Origin of the sequence: Euhalothece natronophila Z-M001, assembly GCF_007904085.1 — a bacterium.
GTDB lineage: Bacteria > Cyanobacteriota > Cyanobacteriia > Cyanobacteriales > Rubidibacteraceae > Halothece > Halothece natronophila.
Genome location: NZ_CP042326.1, coordinates 2,176,195 through 2,197,729, shown reverse-complemented (window position 1 = coordinate 2,197,729; position 21,535 = coordinate 2,176,195). Strand labels below are relative to the sequence as shown.

Here is a 21,535-nt window from a genome sequence, read left to right as displayed (position 1 = left end):
AATGAGTCAAGCCTATAAAGGGATTGCTTTATTTACTCCTGGAGGTGATGTCATTTATGGTCTGGATGTTGACAAGGAAAAACGTTGGCATCTTGATCTTTGCGAAAGCCTACAAGAGTTATTAGGGCTAAGTGCATCTCCTCATTTTTTAGTTCCCAGTTATACAGCGACTATAGATCAATGGTTAGATCCCAAAACAGGAGAGATACAAAGTTGTTGTGAAGTTTATCCTCTTGTGAAGCGCTATCAGCCTCTTCTAAATGCCATTTTTGCGTTGAAGGAGGCAACATGGAGCGTCCTACCTTGGCAAGAGCAGTATAGTGATCCTGGGATTATTGAAACGTATTACAAGCAATTTCCTGAACTGTGGGAAAATCATAATTTGATAGTTAATTTTAACTCCCTTCAGAAGGATACTATTGTTAATACCGATAATTCTTCATCTTCTCGGGGATACATTTTAAGATTATTTATTTCGGGTCACTCGCAAAGCACTACTGAAGCCCTAACCACCCTACATCGGTTATTAGAGCAAAAATTAAGCGATTCTTATACCTTAAAAGTGGTTGATATTAAAAAGTATCCAGAACAGGCAGAATTAAATCAAATTTCAGCTACCCCCACTTTAGTTCGATTATATCCTGAGCCAGTGCGCCAGATTGTTGGCGAGTGGCACGATTTTGATCGCATTTTAAAGATTATTGCCACTCCTTAACGCTTTCTTTCTCAGGAACTAAACATTGATTTTGAAAATTAGGGTCTTGTTTATCCACCTGATGGGCTTTTCTTCTAAACCAAGGGAACATCAAATTCAATAATTTTAACTGTCGAAATACCTTATGAGGATCACTTAAATGAGTTTTTGGTAATGACTGTCCCATCGCCTTAAAAACCCGACCAAGGGGAACATTAATTTCATCTTGAAGTTTCAATAAACGGGCAAATACAGGGGCATAGGCTGCTATCACAGAACCCACTCCCCCTCTAGCTTGTCCCCATCCTACATAAGCTAATCCTTTATAATCGTCTAGAAAACAACCGCCATAGCATTGCACCACTGCTCCTTTCACTCGTTGTAATTCTGGGGGCAAAAAGGGATAGGCAACATAATAACCTGTAGCGCAAACAATGAGATCAATTTTTTCTCGCGTGTCATCTACAAAAATAACCTCATCACCCTCTATTTTTTTAACTTCAGGCTTCGGGGTAATACGACCATGCTTAATATAATAGGGGACTTCACTATTGACGGTAGGATGTTTCTCAAAAATTTGATGCTGCGGTTTTGGCATTCCATAATCCTCATGTTTGCCAAAAGTGATGCGAACAATACTATAAGCAAGAAGACGTTGCAACCACTCTGGCATCCAACCACGAATTAAATCAACCACTGGCTTACCGAGAAAGGTTTTGGGAATAAACCACACAGAATCACGGAGACTAAGAACACTTTTTTCTGCCACTCGCGCGGCTTCTGCCGCCAAATCACAGCCAGAATTGCCACCGCCAATTACTAATACCCGTTGACCTTTTAATTGTTCAGGTTTTTTATAGTCTTTAGAATGGATAATTTTTCCGTTAAATTCTCCGGGTAGTTCAGGAAAACGCTTGCACCAATGATGACCATTACATAAGATTACTCCTTTATAAATTCTGGTTTCTTCATTAGCAAAGGTGACTTGCCAAAGATTATTTTCTATGGGTCGTACATCAACGACTTTTCGCTTTAACTCAATGTTTTCTCGTAACTGAAAATGATCGGCAAAGGCATTTAAATACTCCCACATTTGCTTGGCACTAGGGAAGTCGGGATAATGATCAGGCATGGGAAAATGGGTAAACTGTGTTACTTTTTTGGAGGAGATAATATGAGCCGTTTCATAAACGCCGTGATACCAATTTCCGCCAATTTCATCACTTGCATCTACTTGATCATAAGAAATTTCTGCTGCTTTTAGACCTTGGGCAATGCCTAATCCCACAAATCCTGCACCGATAATTAGTTGCTTCTGTTTTGTGTTATTCATTTTTTGGCTTAACTTGATTAAGTCTCCAGTTAACTAAGCTCGGAATATATTGTTTTAATAAAGAAAAAACTTTTGCGCGACGATCTGGAAAGATATGCAACTGATTATTTTTAATTCCTTGAATCACTTTAGCAATTACTTGTTCAGGATCCGTTGCCGTTTCATCAGCAACTCTGGTTATTTCGTAAGCAAGTGTGCCATATCTTTCTGCTTGCAGTAGGGGAGTGCGACTAAAAAAGGGATAAACCCCTGTTACCTTAATATTATATCGTTTTACTTCATTAAATAGTCCTTCAGTAAAGCCACGCAACCCAAATTTACTAGCAGCATAATGGGCTAATCCTGCAGGGGCAATATGTCCCGCGAGAGAAGAAATATTGACAATATGCCCCTGTTTTCGAGCAATCATATCTGCAATAAATAAAGAACTGAGACGCATAGGCGTGAGGAGATTAATTTGCATTAACGTTTCCCATTTCTGAGAGGGAACTTCATCCATGCGACCATAAATTGCTATGCCAGCATTATTGATTAAAATGTCAATTGGGAGGTTTAATTCCTGAGCGCGATCGTAGAGGGTTTGACAGCCGTTTTCAGTTGATAAATCAATTCCCCAACAAGCGATCACTTTCCCTGTTTTGATTTCAGTTTCAAGCGCAGCTACTTGTTCTTCTAACTTTTCAGCATCTAAATCAGTTAAAATTAAATGACTGCCAGCCTTTAAAAGCTGTCGTGTAAATTGTTGACCAAAGCCACCACTTGCCCCTGTAATTAAAACGGTTGCTTGATTTAATTCTGTCATCAGATTAAATTTTAGGTGAAGGAAGCACTTTCCATAGTAATAGAAACCAAGGGACTTTTAAATCAGGAATTAGCCAAGCATATTGTCTTAAAAAAGGAAGGGCTGAGGGAAGAATAAATTTCAGCGATCGCAGTGAAGCAGGACGCTTTCCTTCTTGATCAACAACTTTATAACGTTTAGCTAATTCAGCAACAATTTGCACCTTTCCAGTCAATTTTAAGGGGTTTGGTTGGGCAACGAAAGCGGCAATCACTCGCCCCACAAATAAAGGACTTTCCCAATTGTATCGATCGCGCAACGTAGGATTTTCTGAATTACTTTCTTGAATTAACTGTGAAATTTGCTCAGTTCCCACAATCCCTGGCCACAAGGAGACCGAAGTAATATTCTCTGATTTTAATTCCACTGCCATATCCGCGGCAAGACGATCGCAGCCCGCTTTTCCCACGCCATAAGCAGCCCCAAAAATATACGACATTCCCCCCCAAGAAGAAATGGTACAAATTAAGCCCTGTTTCCGTTTACTCATCAAACGAGCGGCAAAAATACTGCTAACATAATGGCTACGGAGTCCCACTTGGTTCACAGCATCCCACAGACTCGGATCATGTTGCCAAAACGGTGTTCCTGAGGCCTGGGCAAGGGGTTGTACTCCAGCGAAGACATTATTCACTAAGAGGTCTAATTGCCCGTTTTGTTCCTGTTCAATTTGGGTAAATAGCTGTTTAATTTGTTCATCATCACTATGATCCACCTGTACAGGAATACAAATGCCTCCTGCTTCTTCCACAGCAGTTTTTGTTTCTAAAAGCGTTCCTGTTTGCGAGGGAGTTTCCTCATTGCCAAGGGTACGCCCAGTAATATAAACAGTTGCGCCAGCTTCTCCTAAGCCAATGGCAATCCCTTTACCAATGCCACGAGTTGCCCCTGTTACTAATACGACTTGATTCTGAAGAGATTTCACCACTTTTAATTCTTAATTGAAGGCACTATCATCATTGTAATATCAACTAGAGATGCAACTAGCCATAAACATTTGTTAATATGAAGGAAACCTCAATTTAAGAATCTTTCTCAGTAAAACTGGCGGTAAACTGAATCAACTTTTCCACGCGATCGCGCACAGTTGCTAAACGTTGTTGAGACGTTTCTGGATTCCGTGAGGTTTGTAGAAACATCATATCTGTTTGCAATAAGCGCATAGTGCGGTGAATTTCAGTTTGAGAAGATTGCCACTGAGAAAAAATTTCTCCTGTTAGGTCTTCTCCTGTTAAAGCCATAATCTCCTGTTGAAATTGCTGTTGGAGTTTTGAAAATCCAGCTTTCAATTCCTCATAATCAGCCTCTGCATTGAGCATTTCCTCCAACTGTTTGAGCAGATTAAAAAAGGTTTGATAGGTTTGTTGATAGGAGAGGGGTAACATGATGGGGTTTATTTACGTTACAATCTTGTGAACTTCTCATTAAATAGAAAACATTATCTTATTTCATTAGTAACACTTAATGAGTTTCACCTTCTGACTTTGTCAAACCTTGTAGAATACTAAGAGTGGACTATGGACGCGATCGCACAAAAAACCACCACCGAATATAACATATCTTTACCGCGATGGTTAGCTGACTGTATCGAAATCGCTAATGATCCGAGCGTAGAGAACGAAGATGCAGAATTAATTGCCAGTGCTTTTCAGTTTGCTTACAACCTACACGAAGGTCAATATCGACGTTCTGGAGAGCCTTATATTGCTCACCCTGTAGCAGTTGCTGGCTTAATTCGAGATTTAGGTGGAGGCAGTGCCATGATCGCTGCTGGGTTCCTCCATGACATTGTAGAAGATACCGACACCACTTGTGAAGAAATTGAGGAAAAATTTGGGGAATCCGTTCGCCATCTCGTAGAAGGAGTTACCAAACTTTCTAAGTTTAACTTCTCCAGTAAAACCGAACGGGCTGCCGAGAACTTTCGGCGGATGTTTCTGGCGATGGCAAAAGATATTCGCGTCATTGTGGTAAAACTTGCAGATCGTCTCCACAATATGCGAACTTTAGAACATCTAAAGCCAGAAAAACAAAAGCAAATTGCCCTAGAAACCCGAGAAATTTTTGCCCCCCTTGCCAACCGTCTTGGAATCGGTCGATTTAAGTGGGAATTAGAAGATTTAGCCTTTAAGTATCTCGAACCGCAAGCATTTCAACAAATCCGAGATTTAGTAACTGATCGACGGGCTGATCGCGAAGCCAGAATTAACGAGTTAATTGCCGTTTTACATCAACGCTTCCAAGATGCGGGAATTGAAGTAGAAGAATTAAAAGGTCGCCCCAAGCATCTATACGGCATTTACCAAAAGATGCACCAACAGCAGAAAGAATTTGAAGAAATTTATGACTTAGCTGGCGTACGAGTCATCCTCAAAACTCGGGAAGACTGTTATCGTGCTCTCGCCGTAATCCATGATGCCTTTAAACCCATTCCAGGTCGCTTTAAGGACTATATTGGACTCCCCAAACCAAATCGGTATCAATCCCTACATACCACCGTTATTGGGATTTATGGCAAGCCGATCGAAATGCAAATCCGTACTTTGGAAATGCACCATATTGCAGAATACGGGATTGCTGCCCACTGGCTATATAAAGAAAGTGGTTCTAGCGACTTTAAGCCTACCGCAGAAGATGAGAAATTTACATGGTTGCGACAGCTTTTAGAATGGCAAAACGATCTCAAAGATGCCCAAGAGTATATTGAGAGTATTCGGGATAATCTATTTGAAGATGATGTGTTTGTATTTACGCCACAAGGAGATGTGGTAGCCCTTTCCCGTGGGGCAACTCCTGTGGATTTTGCTTATCATATCCATACGGAAGTGGGGAATCATATTAAAGGGGCGCGAGTGAATGGCAGTTGGACGGTTTTAGATACGCCTCTCAAGAATGGCGATATTGTGGAGATTATTACTAGCAAAAATAGCCATCCCAGTTTAGATTGGTTAAACTTTGTGGTTACGCCTAGTGCCAGAAATCGCATTCGGCAATGGTATAAGCGTTCTCATCGAGAAGAAAATCTTGCCCGAGGACGCAGTATGTTAGAAAAAGCAGTGGGGAAAGCTGGTTTTGAATCCCTACTAAAATCAGATCGAATGCAACGAGTTGCTGAACGTTCAAACTATCAAACTGTTGAGGATTTATTGGCAGCGATTGGTTATGGGGAAATTACCACTAATTCTGTTGCAAGTAAGTTACGAGAAGAATCTTTACAAGAGGAAGAGTTAGAAAAAGCAGAACAAAAACCCGATCTAGAAGAGGAAAGGGTACAAAGCCTGCCAAAAACCGTTTCTCGTTCTTCTCGTCCCACTAAAAATAATCAATCTCCCATTGCAGGAGTTGAGGGGTTAATGTATCACCGCGCAGGTTGTTGTTCCCCTATTCCGGGTGAACCGATCCTTGGTATTGTGACTCGTACTAAAGGGATTACCATTCATCGCCAAGATTGTTCTAATGTGGAGCAAGTGAACAGCGATCGCGTTATTCCCGTTCACTGGAATATTGTTAATGGGGATGGCAAAACTAATGGTAATGGTCGCAGTCCTACTTATACTGTGGATGTAGAGGTAGAAGTCATTGATCGCGTTGGAGTATTCCGAGATATTTTAGCCCGTCTCAGTGACCAGCATATTAATGTTAGCAATGCCAGCGTGAAGACAGGGAAAGATAAGCCAGCTTTAATTACTCTCTCTATTGAAGTCAAAGATCATCAGCAGATGAATAGCTGTTTTAATCGTATTAAGCAGATGACTGATGTTTTAAAACTCCGTCGGATTGATCAGGGGGAATAGTTATGAAAACAGAAGATGATTTTAGCCAAGGCAAACGAGGAGCAGTTGACTTAAGTTCCTCAGGTAAAACTCGTATTACTATTCGCTTGGATGATGATATTTTACAATGGTTCCGTCAGCAAGTGCATTTAGCAGGGGGTGGAAATTATCAAACCCTCATTAACGAAGCACTCCGTCAGCATATTCAACAAACTCGTGAACCCTTAGAAGAAACATTACGGCGAGTGGTAAGAGAAGAACTGAATAATATAGCATCCTAGCTTAAATGGCATCCTCCTCACTCATAAACCGAAGATATTCGATCGCGGCTTCTTTTTCATTGGCAAATCCCTTTTTCCACTCGTTAAAAAAGCTAGCCACATCATCAAGATGAATATATTCTTTGGATGACAGAGGATAGGGATCATCAGCTCGACGTAATTGGGCTAAAAACTCACGAGCTTTTTGATATTCTTCGGCAGTATAATTCGTTGAACTTTGCTTTTGAGAAGGCGATTGGTTTTGAGGCTGTTGTGTAGTTGGTTTCTCAAGCCTAACCCGCTCTTTACGATAACTGTCTTGCACTTTCGGAGGGGTTTTCGGTGGACGTACTCCTGATTTTGGTTGAATATCGAGATATAATGCTATTAGGGCTTGAGCATTATTAATCGCTTCTTGAGCAATTTGCAAATTATCCACAAACTTTCCCTCAGCATCAACATGGATTGCTTGATTTCGGGATATTCTAATTTTATGAAAATAGCGAGCAACCTCTGCAGAAATTGCTCTTTGTCGTGCTAACCGTATAAGCCTTCTATGTTGATCTTCTTCTTCAATGGGGATTCCTTTTTCTTGAAAAATCCGAACAGTTAAGAGTTCTCCCAAAATGCCAACTTTCAAAATGCTAGCATTGGGATCACTGGCTAAATACTGATTAGCTGCATCCAATAGAGTCCGAATTTTTTGATTAATAATCTGATCACCCATTATTAATTAGTCTAAATTTTCAATAAAAATGCTTTCATAATTTCCTGCAAGATCAGGAATCGTATCGGGATAAGAATTACCAGAGAAATTAGTACAATCATCAGCTTCAGTGATCGAGCTACTGTCTAGTTTAGCTGTTTCAATTAGAACTGTTCCTTCGTCTTGGTTACAAATTCCATAATGAGATTTCTCAGCCTTAGAAATCGTCACTTCTTCTAAGGTAATTTCTCCTTCATTATAAATGCCAGCCCGATTGCCTACTAATTCTAGATTCTTAATTGCACTATTTCCTTCGTTATTAATTCCTAATAGACTATTCTGGATTTTTAAATTGGTAATCTGAGGTGAAGCCTCACTCCCAATAATTAAACTGCCTAAACTAGAATAAGAACTATTAACAGGATTTTGATAACGATTCTCAATTTTAATGTTGTTAAGTCTTGGATTTTCCGAAGCTATTAGTAATACATCCTCTCGACTTGCACCTTTTAAGTTAATATCTGATAATTGAACATTGGAGGATGCAATTTCAACGCCACCATCATTAACAAATAAATTCTTTAAGACGGTTTTTCCTTCGGTTATTTCTTCTCCTACAGTAACTTTATGATCCTTCACTTGTAAATCTTGTAATAAAACATTCGAGGAAAGTTCTAAGTTAGCTAAGACAATGGTATTATCACCTGTTCCAACAATGGAAATATCGGAAGGAATTTTAATATCTTTATCTTCACCACTTCTTTCTGAATAAGTTCCTCGATCTAACTTAATAACGACTTCTTGATCGCGCTTTTCTTCTTGCATTTCTGTCGCTTTTTCGATGGCTTCGGTTAATGTTCTCAGAGGCTGTCTTATTGAACCGCTATTGTGATCATCGCCAGAGACAGTAACAAATAAATCTCCTTTCTTTTCTGATTCATTGGTAGCTTCCGATCTCCCATCTTTCCCACTTTCCGATTGATTGTTCTTTTTATCTGATGGATTTGTATCTCTGTTTAAAGAAAACCCTCCTTCCTCATCTTCTGATGTCTTCTCACTTTCACTAACCTCAGAATTAGGCGAACTTCTAGAAGAATCATCTTCCTCGTCTGTAATAGAAGAATCTTCTTCGGGAGAAGTTGCAATATCACTTTCTCTATCACTCTCAGAAGAATGAAATAATAATGTACAACTTGATTGCATGATTGCGATTAAGGAGATTAAAAGTAAATTTCTCATCATTGGTTGGCGCGATAACTTCATAATTGATTCTGATGCTTATTTAAGATACGGTTAGGGTTGGATTAAGTTTATTTCTTGCTTTTTGAGTTGTCTCTTTTTCTGGAGTCTCATTAGCGGTAAATAAAGCATCGCACTGATTAAATATCCGCCACTAATGCTAGCCATGATAAAAGATAATGACTCAACAGTAGTTGGGGTAACAATTTCGATTCCTGCTAAAATACCCAAGCTAACGCTTGCTATTAAAAAGAGAGTAGCAAAAAACGAATTTAATCCTGCTTTCTTTAAGGAAAAATAGAAGTTATAAAACCCTTTAAGTATAAAAGTAATTGTGGCTGCTATTAAAGTCGCATCGGTACTAACATAAGCATTAAAAAATCCGAAACTAACTAGGGAGTAGAGACTCGGGAGTGATACGGAAATAATAAACTGTTTCCAAATGACTTCTGCTAAAACGGAGACTGATCCCGCGATCGCGCCATAACATAATGCTAGAAAAACCGTGCCAAAGAACGCTTCTGTTAGTGAAAATTTCTTGGATTCCTTCTTTTCTTCTTCCCCAAAACTCACCCCAAAGAGTATTCCTAATAAAACACCAATAAAAATTATAACATCAGTTATTGATGTATAACGAAAATCACTAACAATGGAAAAAATAAATGTTCTAATTTGCTGAAAATGACCTAGTAGGATGTCACTAAAACTATAAGTTAAGGCACTGATAACTCCCATAGAAACTAATATTATTCCTAAGCCAGAGCTGGGAAAAGGAGACAATGGTATGGCAAGAGGAGCGGTTTTCACTCGTAGCGGAATAACATAAGTTTCTGAGTAAGCATTAGTGTGTAATAATAGTTTGCGTTCATACTCTTGGTTCGACTTTAACTTGCTCGTATCGACTCGGAGATAACAAGGAACTTCCCTTTCTTCTTGATTGGAAAAAGTTTTTGGTTGAATCTCAATCCAAGCGTGTTTTTGCGGTGTATGAGGCGGATCCGATGAGTGCGGTGCAACTTCCCATTTTCCCTCTAAAACTTCCTCTGGAATTAATTGCGCCAGTGATAATTCCTTTTCAATAATGTCTTCACGGTGACTTGCTTGAAGGTAAATTTCGCAATGGTTAAGTTCAATTTCTTTGGGTTTTTTGAGAATAATTGGTTGCAGAGCTTTTAACGCAGTTTCCGCATCAGGAAAGCGTTGTTCTTTATCTAACGCAACCATTTTTTCCAGCCAAGTTTGAAATTGGGGAGTAACTTTCGGCGCGATCGCGCTAAGATCAACTTGAAACTGAGAGTCTATGAAATCACTAACTTGATGCGATTCTTTTCTCAGAATTAAACTAATCAGCGTAATTCCTAAACTGTATAAATCAGAAGCAGTGGAAAGGGGTTTATTAAAAAATTGTTCTGGTGGCATAAAACCAATTGTCCCAGAAACAGTGCTAGAACTATCCTGAGAATATATTTTAGCTAGCCCAAAATCGACCAAATAAGTATTTAAATCATCATCAATAAGGATATTTTCAGGTTTAATATCCCGATGAATAATTGGAGAAGCTTGTTGCTGTAAATAAACTAAAACTTCAAGAATACTGAGGGTAATCTTCTTAATCTGAGTAAAATCAAATCTTTGCCGTTGAGATAAATTAGGGGCTGATTTATACTCTTGGACTAAACAAATTCCTTCTTCTGATTCAAAATAATCTAGGTATTTAGGAATTTGAGGATGATTGAGGGATTTGAGGAAATCTGCTTCTCGTTCAACCGCTTGATAAGCTGACCAATCACTATCACTGGAAACAAACTTAAATTGTTTAATAACAACCGTTTGCTGAGATTGAATATTCAGTGCTTTATAAGTTAACCGTCCTCCTTCCTTGTTAACCCCGAGTTGCTCTAAAATTTGATAATTATGGGCGGAAAAATCCGAGGAAATAGCCATGGAAAACTTGATACAGTCTTAGTTATGACTCTAATCACTAGAGAATACTTAAATCATAACAGTAGCTATCCCAATTGTAAATTAACTTCTTAATAACTATACAAAACTGCATTCAACAATTAAAAGAATGAATTAACCCCTGTTCCTTAATCATCAAAGATATCATCAAATTCAGCTTTAAGTTCTCTTGCCATTAAGGCTTGAACGGCTTGTTCTGGCGTTGATTTTCCCTTCAAGAGACGATAAACCTGACCAGAAATCGGGATGGGGATTTGTTCTTGACGAGCAAGACGCACTAAAACTTTAGTGGTATTTACCCCTTCGGCAGTTCCTTCTAAATCGTTAAGCACTTCTTCAAGGGTTTTTCCCTGGGCAAGCCCATATCCCACTTGATAATTCCGAGAGAGAGGGCTATCACAGGTTGCCAGTAAATCTCCTAAACCTGATAATCCAAAAAAGGTTTCACTAGAAGCCCCTAAACTAGTCCCTATTCGGATCATCTCCGGAAGGGCGCGAGTCAGTAAACCTGCCTTAGCATTTGTTCCCAGTTTTAAACCATCACAAATTCCTGCCGCGATCGCGACAACATTTTTTAACGTTCCACCCAGTTCTGTACCAATCGGGTCATTATTAATATAAACTCGAAATGTCTCACAAGCAAACATCTCTTGAGCCGCTTCAGCCGCAGCTTCATCTTCACTTGCCATAACTGTCGCAGCCGGAAGGTTATTTTGAATTTCTTTGGCTAAGTTAGGACCAGATAAAACCACAACAGGATGACTAGGGAAGGCTTCTTTCCACATTCGAGAAGGGGTATGGGTAGTTTCGGGATCTAATCCTTTTGTGGCAGTAACAATAATGGTATTTTCGGGAATATGAATACTCTTAACCCGATCAATCACTGATTGTACCCCTTTCATGGAAACCGCAGACAAAATAATTTCTGCATCTTGAATAGCTGATTCTAGGCTTTCTTCGCCATATCTTGACCATAAACGCACATGATGGTCGCTACGTTCTGCTACCGTAGCTAGGGTTGATCCCCATGCCCCTGCACCAATAACTGTCGTAATTTTCTGAGACGTTTCTGTATTACTTGCTAAATTATGCTGTTGAGATTGTGTATTAATCATTGAGAATTAGTTGATGGTTGAAAAGTCTGATCGTTGGTAATATTCAGTTACCTTGATTATACAAGGGAGACATCTGCTTATCAGTAACATCACATCCCTTATGTCTTATCGTAATCCCATTCCCACTGTCGATATTATTATTGAATTAGCTGATCGTCCAGAACGCCCCATTATTTTAATTGAAAGAAAAAATCCTCCTTATGGTTGGGCTATCCCTGGGGGATTTGTGGATTATGGGGAATCAGTTGAAGCTGCTGCCAAACGAGAAGCCCAAGAAGAAACCAGCTTAGAAGTAGAACTAATTGAACAATTTCATGTCTATTCTGATCCACAAAGAGATGCTCGTCAACACACCATTAGTATCACTTTTATTGCCAGCGCCCTTGGGTCACCAAAAGCTGCCGATGATGCAAAAAACTTAAGCATTTTCCCCCTTTGGGAAATTCCAAAAAACTTATGTTTTGATCACGATCAAATTCTCAAACATTATCATTACTATCGAAACTATGGCTTCCGTCCTAACTTCATTGGCTCTTGAATAGGAGAATAAGTTTTGTAATTAATATTGGGGAAAATATTATCAATTTTCTCCAATTTTTCTAACCAACTTTTATCAATTTTACCTAATGTAATGTCCTCATAAAGTTTATTAAATCGTCTTAAATGCGATCGCGTTCTTTTCACCGCATAGGGCACCATCGTACCTGTTCGCATAATAAAAGCCCAATCAGAAGACTGTGCTAACAATAACTCTCTTGCTGCTTGATTCAACGCTCGCTTTTCCCACTCATCCTTAGCATCCCAAGAACTTAACTCAATCATGCGTTCTGTAGCCTGGTGTAAATGGGGATAAATCCAAGCATTAGTTTCATTAATCCAATACTCATGAAATCCCTTATATCCCCAACTCGACTGGGAGGGTTTACAAACCTGCTGCACAGGCTCTTTCTTTAAATAGCCTCCTAAAGTTACCATTTCATAAGTCGTTTGATCATACCAAGACTTGCGAATTAAATAGTCAATAAACCATGGTCCCTCATACCACCAATGACCAAATAATTCAGCATCATAGGGCGAAACTACCAACGGCTTACGTTGCATAATTCCTGCTAAATGCTCAATTTGTCGTTCCCGATTAAACACAAAATTCCCAGCGTGTTCTGCCGCTTTTTCTCGCGCCCAGTAGGGATCATATAGCTTCTTCTCTCCTAATCCTGCACTGCGACTGGTAATTTTATGATACTTGATCCCTGTATTTTTGCGTTGTCCATTGGGAAGAATATAGGGCTTAATATACTCATACTCGGCTTCCCAACCTAAATCTTTATAAAATTCTCGATAAACTGGATCACCAGGGTAACCCACTTGGGAAGACCACACTTGTTGGGAAGATTCATGATCTCGTCCAAACGCTGCCACTCCTGTTTCCGTATAAATCGGGGAATAAGTTCCATAACGGGGACGCGGACTTGCATAGAGTAAGCCATGTCCATCCATCAGAAAATAGCGTAACCCAGCATCAGCCATAAAGCGCTCTAAGCCATCATAATAAGCGCATTCAGGCAACCAAATTCCCCGCGGCTTACAACCAAAGTTTTCCTCATAATGGTCACAAGCAATATTAATTTGCGCTCGTACTGCTTCTGGATACATCTTCATTAAGGGAAGATAACCATGGGTAGCAGCAGAGGTAATGATTTCGAGATTACCCCTATCTTGAAGCCTCTTAAAAGCATTAACTAAATCTCGATTATACTTTTCCCAAGTTTGACGCACCCGAGCAAATCGATTTATATAGTGTTGAGCTAAATATTGAATATGCCCATTATCGGAGTTATTTTGAATTTCTTTTCCCGCTAGTTCTTCTAATTTAGCAAGATGATGATCATAGCGTTCTTGTAAAAAGGAATCCCGCAACATAGACACTAGAGGGGGAGTCATGCTCATTGTGAGCTTAAAATCAATGCCATCTTGCTTTAATCCCTCAAAAGTTTGCAGAAGAGGCACATACGTTTCAGTAATTGCTTCAAATAGCCATTCTTCTTCTAAAACATAATCACTTTCAGGATGTCTTACAAAAGGCAAATGAGCGTGTAACACTAGAGCAAGATAACCAGGCACCATAGATAATTATTTCTCTCACGTGAATAATGGGATTATTACTCTATTCTAGGATCAAATTGAAATCCCTCCCTTGCCTAAAAAAACCCGGAATATTAACCGGGCTTTAAGTAGTGTCTGTGCTTAGATGAACGATTAGGTAAGGTTTTTCCAATCTACCTCAAATCCTTCAAGGAGAAGAGAAGAGTTGTAAATTTGTAAAATAATCAGTAAAAACACAAAGAATAGCCCCATAAATACTGCCATTACAGGGGTTGTTCCCCAACCGGGGGCTACTTTTCCGTATTCAGAGTTGAGGGGCTTGAGAATATCTCCTAACCAGGTCCGCTGTGCCATAATCAATTAAAGGTTTGATGTTAACTTAACTTTGTATTAATTTTAAACAGACGGATTTTTTACCGTCTTTAGGTTAACATTACTATAACATATACAACCTGTTACATGGAAATAGCAATCAGAAAAAATCATGGTCTTGAGAAAAGTAAATCATTACTCTGGTTAGCAACTTTCCAAGTCAGGGATAGATAGATTATTGTGAAAACTAAGCGTTATACATTCTCAAATGCTAAGAGAGACTGCTATGATCCAAGCAACTGCTTCTCCCACGCAAGCTCCCGAAAAAACCAAGGAAACTGTTCGCACTACTTATCCTAACTATAAAGTAATTGTGCTTAATGATGATGTAAATACATTTCAGCACGTTGCTGATTGTTTAATGAAGTATATTCCGGAAATGACCAGCGATCGCGCTTGGAGTTTAACTGAGCAAGTTCATAATGAAGGACAAGCCATTGTTTGGGTTGGCCCTCAAGAAGCGGCCGAACTCTATCATCAACAGTTACGACGAGAAGGTTTAACTATGGCTCCCTTGGAGAAAGCATAACATGACAGACTCTTCGCAAGGGCGACTAGTTTGGAATCATTCCACTCATATTGAAGGCTTGATTCCTGTATTAGAGAGGTTAATTACTGTGGAAGGGGTTTATACTGTTACCCCAGGCGTAATTAGTCGCGCCCGTAGTAATTTTCAGCATCTTAAGTTACGAGTATCAGTGCCTATTCGAGGGGGTTATAAGGTTATTGCTCGAGAAGGAAAAAGTGTGCAAGAAGTCTTTATTATTACTGATTTAAATAAGCAACAACTAGAAAATGCGATCATTGCTAGTAAACGGTAATACAATAGTGTGATCACTGTTCATGCTTTCGCTTTATGTTAATGTCACTTCTTTCACTGCTCCCTGCTTATTTATTATTTCTCATTCTCATTTTTTTGATTTTTCCAACAATATTTGGATTTTTCTTGCGTTTATCTTTATATAGAAACCTGATTAATTTAGATAAGCAAGTCAATAAAATAATTAGAAATAGAAGTATTCCCACAACAGGAGTAATTGAAACAATCCGATCGCGCTTTCGAGAAGCGAGTCAAGAAGTCGAAGAAGTTAATACAAGTGCTATTATTGATGGCATTTTTCGTAACGAACAAATTAATTTTTTTGGCATTACCATGCGTTGGGAAGTAGCAGATCGCTTTTCTCGAATTATTCCCAATCTGCTTTTAACATTAGGCTTACTCGGAACATTTTTAGGCATTACTTTAAATCTCAATAATATTAGTACTCTTCTTAATCAAATAGAAGGAGATAATATTGATATCTTAGTCAATGAATTACAAGAACCCTTAGAAGGAATGGGGATTGCTTTTCTGAGTAGTTTAGTAGCAGTTACCTGTAGTGCTTTTTTGACTCTAACTAATCTAGCCAAAAATACCACTGCCTTAAAATTACAGATTTTTAGTACACTTGAAGACTATCTCGATAATGTTTATTTACCCACGATTCCGAGCCATTCTCGTTTAGATCGTGCTGTAGATCGAATGGTATCGCAACAGCAAGATTTTCTATATCGTTTCCATGATAATGTTACTGAGGCAGTAGAAGCCTCTTTAGGAAAAGTTGCTAATAAAATTGCTGAGGGCAATAAAGAAGCTACTGACTTAGCTAGACAGGTTTACGAACGTTTTTCGGAAACAGCAGGAACCTTAGCTCATGGCGCGACTCAATTTCAATATGCAGTTGAATCTTTAGAAAAAGAAGTGACTCGCATCCAAGAAGTGGGGGAAAGTGTGAGCCAAGGGGCAACAGTTTTTACTGAGGCAGCTAACAAAATTGAAAATAGTAAGTTTACCGAAAATTTAGAAAATTTAACTGTAAGTTTAGCCGAAACTCAAACCGCTTTTGCCGATTCTACAGCTAGGTTACAAACTAATATTGAAGAGTTAACTAATAGTAATCTTCATGCAACGGATTTAGCAGAACAATTATCTAGTAACCTTAATACCTTTACTGATAGTTTAAGTGAAAGTGCTAGTCAATTTCAAGGCGTAGCAACAACAATCGCAGAGAGTCATTTTGATCAAACAATTCTCCAAGCTAGTGAAAAATTACAAGCAACTCAAACCGAATTTACAGAAACTGTTAGGAGTTTAGAAGGGGGATTGAAAGAATTAGAAAGCGCGATCGCGCAAACAGAAAATAGTAGCCAAAAACTCAACACTGTTAGTCAACAACTGAGTCAACTCACTCAAAATTCGGAGAAACTAGCTAGCCTTAATCAAGAAAAACTGAATCAAATTCAACAAGCATTATATCTCTTTGTAAAAGCAATTGGCGATAATAACTTTATTAAAAAAACTGTTTCTGGACTCGATAATCTTCAACAAAACACACAAGAAATTGTTAAATTGAATCAGCAAGCTGAAAAAAATGAACAATCTCATCAAGAAAGCCTTGCTAATTTACAGTATAACTTAATGAAACTGTTAACTCTAGTCGATAACAATAAAAAGGAAGATAAAATCAACTCAGCAGTGGAAGAAATTAGAAAAACTACCAGCCAATTGCATACTCAAGTAACAGAAATTAATCAACACTCCCAAAAATGGGAATCTTTTGATCAAACTACTATTGATCAGATGCAAACTGAACTCTCACAACTCATTCAAAATATTAAAAATTCCGAGTCTGACACTTAATGTAATTCGCCTGCAAGGTTATAGTTTTTCTCCACGCGGTGGCACTAACTTCCTCTTTTCTAGGGTTTCCTCAATGTTTTTTAAGGGGGCTAAATCTTCTTGAGGAAGGGGAAACTTCGGCTGGTTAATCGGTAATTCTTCTTTTTCGAGGAAACTAAAGGCTTGGCGAAACTCCCGAGGCGATACTTGTAAGGGGGCTTGAAAATGACAGGGAATTAGCCTTTCAAAATGCCAACTCACTAGCAAATTTGCCCATTTAATGGTTTCTCTGGGGGCACGGTTGAGAATTAAGGTTCGTAGAATGGGGGCAACTAATAACCGTCCATTGCCCTGTAATTGCTGAAAAGACTCTTGCCAGTGAGGCTGCCAACCAAAAGGATATAAGCCATAGTAAGCTTTTTTAGAGCGATCAGGGGCTTGTTTTGCCTCTTGTAAGGTATCCTTGAATGTAGGCACTTCTAAAGCGTCAGGCTGGAAATAAGTGGCAAATAAACAAATTCGTTGCCAGCCTTTGATCCGATTTTCGGGGGTATCTTCAATTTTATCTAGCGCACTATCTCTAGCATGGAAAAGAAGTGGGTAAGGATCAAGCTGCACACTTTCAGGTGGAGTTTTCGGGATGGAGATAACACTATCTGTTACTAGGGCGGTGCCAGAGGGTTTGTGAAATAGTGCCACTTCTCCGAATGCCCCTAAGCCTAGTTTAATAGGGCCTAAGATAGCATAGTCAAATTCTTCGCCAAAGGGATTCTTATTATAGGGTTGAGGTAAAGTATAGGTACGTTTCGGGGGAAAACCAAGCCAACTTAAAGGAAGATTAACGGGAAAACTCCATTGTTGAGGGGCAACATAAACATCCGCTTGAGGAAATTTTCTGGCAAAGGGGCCGACAAAAACTTTATGCTCTAAACCTGATATAGTGGGAAGAACAATAAATTTTACCTCTCCATGTTCGGCTTCTAATTCTCTCACTAGGCTAATACATTCTGCGGTAGGGGCAACTGGGGCGTAAACCAGCAACCCTCCCGTTTCTAGCCGAATAATGGTCATGCGAATAGGAACTACCACATAGAAAATTCCCTGCACTTGGTCAAATGTCCAAATGGTATTTTTAAGGACTTCTTGACGCAGAGTGCGACGTTTACTATAGGGGTAAATGGGAAGGAGGGGCCAATATCGCCAGAGAATGTCACGTTGCTTCATTTAGCTTTTAGATGCAGATGGCAAAGAGGCTTTACCGTTATTATTGCTATGATCAGGGGTTTTGGCTTCATCTTGTAACGCGATATTACGAATAAAACGCGCGATCGCCTTTTCTGTTAGTTTACCAACAATTTGCTGTCCCATTTGTTGCGTTTCTGGCTTAGATAACACTTTTGGCACTAATGGCACAATTCGCATGGGATCAAAGCCTGGGGTATCTCTTAGAATTTCAATGATATTTTGGATATGTTCGAGATTTTGATTATTTTCTCCTAATTGGGGAGGGGCTTCGTTAACCGCTAATCCTACTTGTTCTCGCAAGGAGGAAGAGAAGTTATAAAAACTGCGTTGCCCATAAACATCAATGGCTTTTACCAACTCATCTACTAGACGTTCCCGAATAAATTGCCCGCGTTCAGAGAATAAAAAGTCTAGGGCTTGATCTAAAACTTTCTCAAAGTCGTAATCTTCAGAATTACGGGCGTTACGAAGTAGGTTTTCTAGACGATTCCAGCGGAAACTACCATCTTTAAATAAGAGATCGCGTAAGGATTGTCTTAATTCTGGGGCAGGATCAATTAAGAGACGTTTTGCCACATAAGGATAGGCTTTACTAAGCACCTTAAAGTCAGGATCAATGCCAATGGCAATTCCTTCTAGGGTCACTAAAGAACGGATAATGAGGGCATAATAAGCAGGAACTTGGAACGGAAATTCGTACATTACCCCCGACATTTTGTCGGTTATGCTTTTGAAGTTTAACTCAGCAACACTTGCCCCTAAGGCGTTCTCAAAAACACTGGCTAAAGCAGGAATAATCGGTTCTAAGTCGGTATCTTCTGAGAGAAATTCTAGTTGCACATAGTCTTGGGCGAGGGATTCAAAGTCACGATTAACTAGGTGGACAACGGCTTGAATTAGCCCATACCGCTGATAGGGTTTAATTTCGCTCATCATGCCAAAATCGAGATAGGCTAACCGCCCATCAGACATGGCGAGAAGATTACCCGGATGAGGATCAGCATGGAAGAAGCCATATTCTAAAAGTTGTCTGAGGGAACATTCCACGCCAATTTCTACAAGGCGAGTGGCTTCAATCCCAGCTTCTTGAATCGCTTGCAGATTCGTTAGCTTAATACCAGAGATCCACTCCATGGTGAGTACCCGTCGCCCAGTATATTCCCAGTAGATTTTGGGAACGTAAATGTCTTGAATATAGTTGTAGAGTTCTTTAAACTTTTCCGCATTGTAGCCTTCATAGGCATAGTTCATTTCTTCAAAAATACGTTCGGCAAACTCATCCATAATAGCCACTAAGTCGCTACGGATGCGTTTAATATTGTTACGGGCAAAAAAAGCAACCTTTCGCAGGATATAAAGGTCAATGGTGATGCGACGGAGAAGATCAGGGCGTTGTACTTTAATGGCAACTTCTTCGCCAGTTTTGAGTTTGCCTTTATAAACTTGTCCTAACGAGGCAGCTGCAACAGGATCAGGGGAAATTTCGGCGTAGATCTCTTGGGGAGAATTTCCTAGTTCCTCTTGGATGAACTGATAGGCAATTTCGTTATCGAAGGGAGGAAGCTGATCTTGCAGTTGAGCAAGTTCTTCTAGATAGGTTGGGGGAACTAAGTCGGGGCGCGTGGAGAGAGCTTGTCCAATTTTAATATAGGTGGGTCCCAGTTCGGTGAGAATGCCTCGTAATTCAATGGCTCGTTTTTGTTCATTTTTAGCAATACGTCCTCTCACTTTATCGAAAAGAAGACGGATGCCGAAGGCAGTTCCGGGTAAAATGAGAGCTACTAAGCGACGGACAACTGCAAGGGGACGCTTGCGATAATAATTATTAATTCTTTCAGGATCATAACGCCACTCGTTATCGGTTAAAGCTGGATGTCGCCGTGGCTGAGATGACTCCACTGTAATCGTTTCCGTAGAGCGATTGTTTGTGGATTGATCAGTGCTATTGTTTTGGCGACTGGAAGAAACAGTTTGTTGAGTCATAGTTTTCCTAAAACCGACCGATGTGACGTTGTTAAGTATTGTAACAAGATTTAGGGATCGCAGAGAAGCGCGATCGCTCTCTCTTAGGAGGGATTCTGTTGATAACCGAGGTTATTTTGAACTCGTTAGGATCTGATTAAACCATTGCAAAAACCGATCGCGCAATGCTGGCAAGGAATATTCAGCTTCTGCTTGTTGACGGCATGCCCAACGATCAATTTCCCCAATGCGCTTCATGGCTTTAATTAATCCTTCTACTGAGTCTGGCTCCACTAAAAAACCAGTTTTCCCATCTTGAATAATTTCAGCAGGACCACCTCGCCGATAAGAAATCACTGGAACCCCACAAGCTAAGGCTTCAATGGCAACATTGCCAAAGGCTTCCACCCAACGGGGGGTCATTAATAAGCCTCGACATTGTCGAATTTCTTGCTGTAACTCATGAGTTGGCAGAAAACCACCATAGTGAATCGACGCATGAGGATAGCTCTCTAGAATCTTATGCCAATAAGTTTGATCTTGCAATAAACCAAAAATTTTAAGTCTCACTCCTAATTGTTCTGCAGCTGCTACTGCATCTTCTAAGCCTTTTTCTGGGGCAATACGACCTAACCAAACAAATTCAGGATTACTTTCACGACTAAATTCATATAAAGATAAATCTAAACCACTGCCGAGACAACGACAAGCATCAGCAAAGGGAAATGTTTCGGCTTGAGTCTTAGTATAAACGCCCAAGGTATTAGGAAAGCGGGAAGCAGTTTCCCTCATTATCTCATCTAAGGCTTCACTCATTGATCCCATACTAATGAAATGAGCAATGGGCGTTTGAAAAAACGGAGTAAGATAAAAAGGAAGCCAGTCATAGGCAAAATTTACAATTAAGTCATATTGGGACTGTACTTGCCTGGCATAGTCACACATATTGGCTAAGACAGAGTTAGCTGGTAATCGAATAGGCGCTTCTCTTCCTTCCCCCTGTACAGCAACTTGCAAGTTCCCTGGGATGGTTTCAATGGGAATATTCTCCAAATAAGAGTCTTTGGGAGCAAGAATATTCACCTGATGTTTACTGTGTAGTAAGTCTTGGGCAAGATTTTTAATGGTGAGTTCTACGCCTCCCCCTTCTCCTGTACCTAATACTCCGACTGGGGTAGAAAGAAAGAGTAGAGAGAGAGATTGCGAAGAGGAGATCATAGTGTTTTTGCTAAAAATGATTGTTTGTTCGGGAAATTCAGGTTATTTTTATG

20 protein-coding genes are annotated in these 21,535 nt (G+C 39.6%); 7 read left to right on the top strand and 13 right to left on the bottom strand.

The genetic code is table 11. The features are described from left to right. Nucleotide 1 precedes the first annotated feature (1 nt). Nucleotides 2-715, top strand: coding sequence for a circadian clock KaiB family protein (locus FRE64_RS10715; protein ID WP_146296087.1), 714 nt, complete (start codon nucleotides 2-4; stop codon nucleotides 713-715). Here the strand turns inward: FRE64_RS10715 and FRE64_RS10710 are convergent. The 4 genes from FRE64_RS10710 to patD form a co-directional block, all read right to left on the bottom strand. Next, complete coding sequence (locus tag FRE64_RS10710; protein WP_146296085.1) at nucleotides 699-2,027, bottom strand: flavin-containing monooxygenase; 1,329 nt, start codon at nucleotides 2,025-2,027, stop codon at nucleotides 699-701. The two genes, FRE64_RS10715 and FRE64_RS10710, sit on opposite strands and share 17 nt — an antisense overlap. Next, nucleotides 2,020-2,829, bottom strand: a complete 810-nt coding sequence (locus FRE64_RS10705; RefSeq protein ID WP_146296084.1) for an SDR family NAD(P)-dependent oxidoreductase — start codon at nucleotides 2,827-2,829, stop codon at nucleotides 2,020-2,022. Before FRE64_RS10705 ends, FRE64_RS10710 begins: the two co-directional genes overlap by 8 nt. A 4-nt stretch (nucleotides 2,830-2,833) precedes the next feature. Continuing rightward, the gene (locus FRE64_RS10700; protein WP_146296082.1) at nucleotides 2,834-3,793 is read right to left on the bottom strand and encodes an SDR family NAD(P)-dependent oxidoreductase; all 960 of its coding nucleotides are present in this window, start codon (nucleotides 3,791-3,793) and stop codon (nucleotides 2,834-2,836) included. A 97-nt stretch (nucleotides 3,794-3,890) separates the two neighbouring features. Next, nucleotides 3,891-4,253 carry a heterocyst frequency control protein PatD gene (patD, locus tag FRE64_RS10695; protein ID WP_146296080.1) on the bottom strand — a complete coding sequence of 121 codons (363 nt, stop codon included), beginning with the start codon at nucleotides 4,251-4,253 and terminating at the stop codon, nucleotides 3,891-3,893. 132 nt (nucleotides 4,254-4,385) lie between these two features. Between patD and FRE64_RS10690 the strand changes: the two genes are divergently transcribed. Next, nucleotides 4,386-6,662 carry a RelA/SpoT family protein gene (locus tag FRE64_RS10690; RefSeq protein ID WP_146296078.1) on the top strand — a complete coding sequence of 759 codons (2,277 nt, stop codon included), beginning with the start codon at nucleotides 4,386-4,388 and terminating at the stop codon, nucleotides 6,660-6,662. Nucleotides 6,663-6,664: 2 nt separating this feature from the next. Next, nucleotides 6,665-6,922, top strand: coding sequence for a BrnA antitoxin family protein (locus FRE64_RS10685; RefSeq protein WP_146296076.1), 258 nt, complete (start codon nucleotides 6,665-6,667; stop codon nucleotides 6,920-6,922). A 1-nt stretch (nucleotide 6,923) separates the two neighbouring features. On the opposite strand, the gene FRE64_RS10680 is transcribed toward FRE64_RS10685, so the two are convergent. The 4 genes from FRE64_RS10680 to FRE64_RS10665 all read right to left on the bottom strand — a co-directional run bounded on the left by FRE64_RS10680 (nucleotide 6,924) and on the right by FRE64_RS10665 (nucleotide 11,923). Beyond that, the gene (locus FRE64_RS10680; RefSeq protein WP_146296075.1) at nucleotides 6,924-7,628 is read right to left on the bottom strand and encodes a hypothetical protein; all 705 of its coding nucleotides are present in this window, start codon (nucleotides 7,626-7,628) and stop codon (nucleotides 6,924-6,926) included. A 6-nt stretch (nucleotides 7,629-7,634) separates the two neighbouring features. Then, nucleotides 7,635-8,870, bottom strand: a complete 1,236-nt coding sequence (locus FRE64_RS10675) for a DUF1565 domain-containing protein (protein ID WP_146296074.1) — start codon at nucleotides 8,868-8,870, stop codon at nucleotides 7,635-7,637. A gap of 30 nt (nucleotides 8,871-8,900) precedes the next feature. Next, on the bottom strand, nucleotides 8,901-10,790 hold the full coding sequence (locus tag FRE64_RS10670; RefSeq protein WP_146296072.1) for a serine/threonine protein kinase: 1,890 nt from the start codon (nucleotides 10,788-10,790) through the stop codon (nucleotides 8,901-8,903). A gap of 146 nt (nucleotides 10,791-10,936) precedes the next feature. Then, nucleotides 10,937-11,923, bottom strand: a complete 987-nt coding sequence (locus FRE64_RS10665) for an NAD(P)H-dependent glycerol-3-phosphate dehydrogenase (RefSeq protein WP_146296070.1) — start codon at nucleotides 11,921-11,923, stop codon at nucleotides 10,937-10,939. Between the two features lie 100 nt (nucleotides 11,924-12,023). Here FRE64_RS10665 and FRE64_RS10660 point away from each other — a divergent pair, with 100 nt between their 5' ends. Then, nucleotides 12,024-12,461, top strand: coding sequence for an NUDIX domain-containing protein (locus tag FRE64_RS10660; RefSeq protein WP_146296068.1), 438 nt, complete (start codon nucleotides 12,024-12,026; stop codon nucleotides 12,459-12,461). Here FRE64_RS10660 and FRE64_RS10655 read toward each other — a convergent pair. Both FRE64_RS10655 and psbH read right to left on the bottom strand, forming a co-directional pair. Beyond that, nucleotides 12,428-14,047 (bottom strand): glycoside hydrolase family 57 protein, encoded by a 1,620-nt coding sequence (locus tag FRE64_RS10655; RefSeq protein ID WP_146296066.1) that lies wholly within the window; start codon nucleotides 14,045-14,047, stop codon nucleotides 12,428-12,430. The two genes, FRE64_RS10660 and FRE64_RS10655, sit on opposite strands and share 34 nt — an antisense overlap. A gap of 132 nt (nucleotides 14,048-14,179) precedes the next feature. Next, a complete protein-coding gene (gene psbH, locus FRE64_RS10650; RefSeq protein WP_146296064.1) occupies nucleotides 14,180-14,380 on the bottom strand; it encodes a photosystem II reaction center phosphoprotein PsbH in 201 nt (66 codons plus the stop codon). A 244-nt stretch (nucleotides 14,381-14,624) separates the two neighbouring features. Here psbH and clpS point away from each other — a divergent pair, with 244 nt between their 5' ends. The 3 genes from clpS (at nucleotide 14,625) to FRE64_RS10635 (ending at nucleotide 17,078) form a co-directional block, all read left to right on the top strand. Continuing rightward, nucleotides 14,625-14,927: an ATP-dependent Clp protease adapter ClpS gene (gene clpS, locus FRE64_RS10645; RefSeq protein ID WP_186708778.1), complete on the top strand. Its 303-nt coding sequence runs from the start codon at nucleotides 14,625-14,627 to the stop codon at nucleotides 14,925-14,927. Nucleotide 14,928: 1 nt separating this feature from the next. Then, on the top strand, nucleotides 14,929-15,219 hold the full coding sequence (locus FRE64_RS10640; RefSeq protein ID WP_146296061.1) for a DUF2103 domain-containing protein: 291 nt from the start codon (nucleotides 14,929-14,931) through the stop codon (nucleotides 15,217-15,219). 125 nt (nucleotides 15,220-15,344) lie between these two features. Next, on the top strand, nucleotides 15,345-17,078 hold the full coding sequence (locus tag FRE64_RS10635; protein WP_146296059.1) for a hypothetical protein: 1,734 nt from the start codon (nucleotides 15,345-15,347) through the stop codon (nucleotides 17,076-17,078). A gap of 18 nt (nucleotides 17,079-17,096) precedes the next feature. Here FRE64_RS10635 and FRE64_RS10630 read toward each other — a convergent pair whose 3' ends face one another. The 3 genes from FRE64_RS10630 to FRE64_RS10620 all read right to left on the bottom strand — a co-directional run bounded on the left by FRE64_RS10630 (nucleotide 17,097) and on the right by FRE64_RS10620 (nucleotide 21,482). Beyond that, nucleotides 17,097-18,281, bottom strand: coding sequence for a DUF4336 domain-containing protein (locus FRE64_RS10630; RefSeq protein WP_146296057.1), 1,185 nt, complete (start codon nucleotides 18,279-18,281; stop codon nucleotides 17,097-17,099). Further along, nucleotides 18,282-20,285 (bottom strand): ABC1 kinase family protein, encoded by a 2,004-nt coding sequence (locus FRE64_RS10625; protein WP_146296054.1) that lies wholly within the window; start codon nucleotides 20,283-20,285, stop codon nucleotides 18,282-18,284. Nucleotides 20,286-20,396: 111 nt separating this feature from the next. After that, nucleotides 20,397-21,482: a glycosyltransferase family 4 protein gene (locus FRE64_RS10620; protein ID WP_146296053.1), complete on the bottom strand. Its 1,086-nt coding sequence runs from the start codon at nucleotides 21,480-21,482 to the stop codon at nucleotides 20,397-20,399. Between the last annotated feature and the right edge of the window lie 53 nt (nucleotides 21,483-21,535).

What these genes read in the sequence shown, in the direction of transcription:
- FRE64_RS10640 (WP_146296061.1), top strand. Translation starts at nt 14,929, where the DNA reads ATGACAGACTCTTCGCAAGGGCGACTAGTTTGGAATCATTCCACTCAT.
- FRE64_RS10680 (WP_146296075.1), bottom strand. Translation starts at nt 7,628, where the DNA reads ATGGGTGATCAGATTATTAATCAAAAAATTCGGACTCTATTGGATGCA.
- FRE64_RS10710 (WP_146296085.1), bottom strand. Translation starts at nt 2,027, where the DNA reads ATGAATAACACAAAACAGAAGCAACTAATTATCGGTGCAGGATTTGTG.
- FRE64_RS10660 (WP_146296068.1), top strand. Translation starts at nt 12,024, where the DNA reads ATGTCTTATCGTAATCCCATTCCCACTGTCGATATTATTATTGAATTA.
- FRE64_RS10620 (WP_146296053.1), bottom strand. Translation starts at nt 21,482, where the DNA reads ATGATCTCCTCTTCGCAATCTCTCTCTCTACTCTTTCTTTCTACCCCA.
- psbH (WP_146296064.1), bottom strand. Translation starts at nt 14,380, where the DNA reads ATGGCACAGCGGACCTGGTTAGGAGATATTCTCAAGCCCCTCAACTCT.
- FRE64_RS10670 (WP_146296072.1), bottom strand. Translation starts at nt 10,790, where the DNA reads ATGGCTATTTCCTCGGATTTTTCCGCCCATAATTATCAAATTTTAGAG.
- FRE64_RS10715 (WP_146296087.1), top strand. Translation starts at nt 2, where the DNA reads ATGAGTCAAGCCTATAAAGGGATTGCTTTATTTACTCCTGGAGGTGAT.
- patD (WP_146296080.1), bottom strand. Translation starts at nt 4,253, where the DNA reads ATGTTACCCCTCTCCTATCAACAAACCTATCAAACCTTTTTTAATCTG.
- FRE64_RS10685 (WP_146296076.1), top strand. Translation starts at nt 6,665, where the DNA reads ATGAAAACAGAAGATGATTTTAGCCAAGGCAAACGAGGAGCAGTTGAC.
- FRE64_RS10625 (WP_146296054.1), bottom strand. Translation starts at nt 20,285, where the DNA reads ATGACTCAACAAACTGTTTCTTCCAGTCGCCAAAACAATAGCACTGAT.
- FRE64_RS10665 (WP_146296070.1), bottom strand. Translation starts at nt 11,923, where the DNA reads ATGATTAATACACAATCTCAACAGCATAATTTAGCAAGTAATACAGAA.
- FRE64_RS10675 (WP_146296074.1), bottom strand. Translation starts at nt 8,870, where the DNA reads ATGAAGTTATCGCGCCAACCAATGATGAGAAATTTACTTTTAATCTCC.
- FRE64_RS10690 (WP_146296078.1), top strand. Translation starts at nt 4,386, where the DNA reads ATGGACGCGATCGCACAAAAAACCACCACCGAATATAACATATCTTTA.
- FRE64_RS10630 (WP_146296057.1), bottom strand. Translation starts at nt 18,281, where the DNA reads ATGAAGCAACGTGACATTCTCTGGCGATATTGGCCCCTCCTTCCCATT.
- clpS (WP_186708778.1), top strand. Translation starts at nt 14,625, where the DNA reads ATGATCCAAGCAACTGCTTCTCCCACGCAAGCTCCCGAAAAAACCAAG.
- FRE64_RS10705 (WP_146296084.1), bottom strand. Translation starts at nt 2,829, where the DNA reads ATGACAGAATTAAATCAAGCAACCGTTTTAATTACAGGGGCAAGTGGT.
- FRE64_RS10655 (WP_146296066.1), bottom strand. Translation starts at nt 14,047, where the DNA reads ATGGTGCCTGGTTATCTTGCTCTAGTGTTACACGCTCATTTGCCTTTT.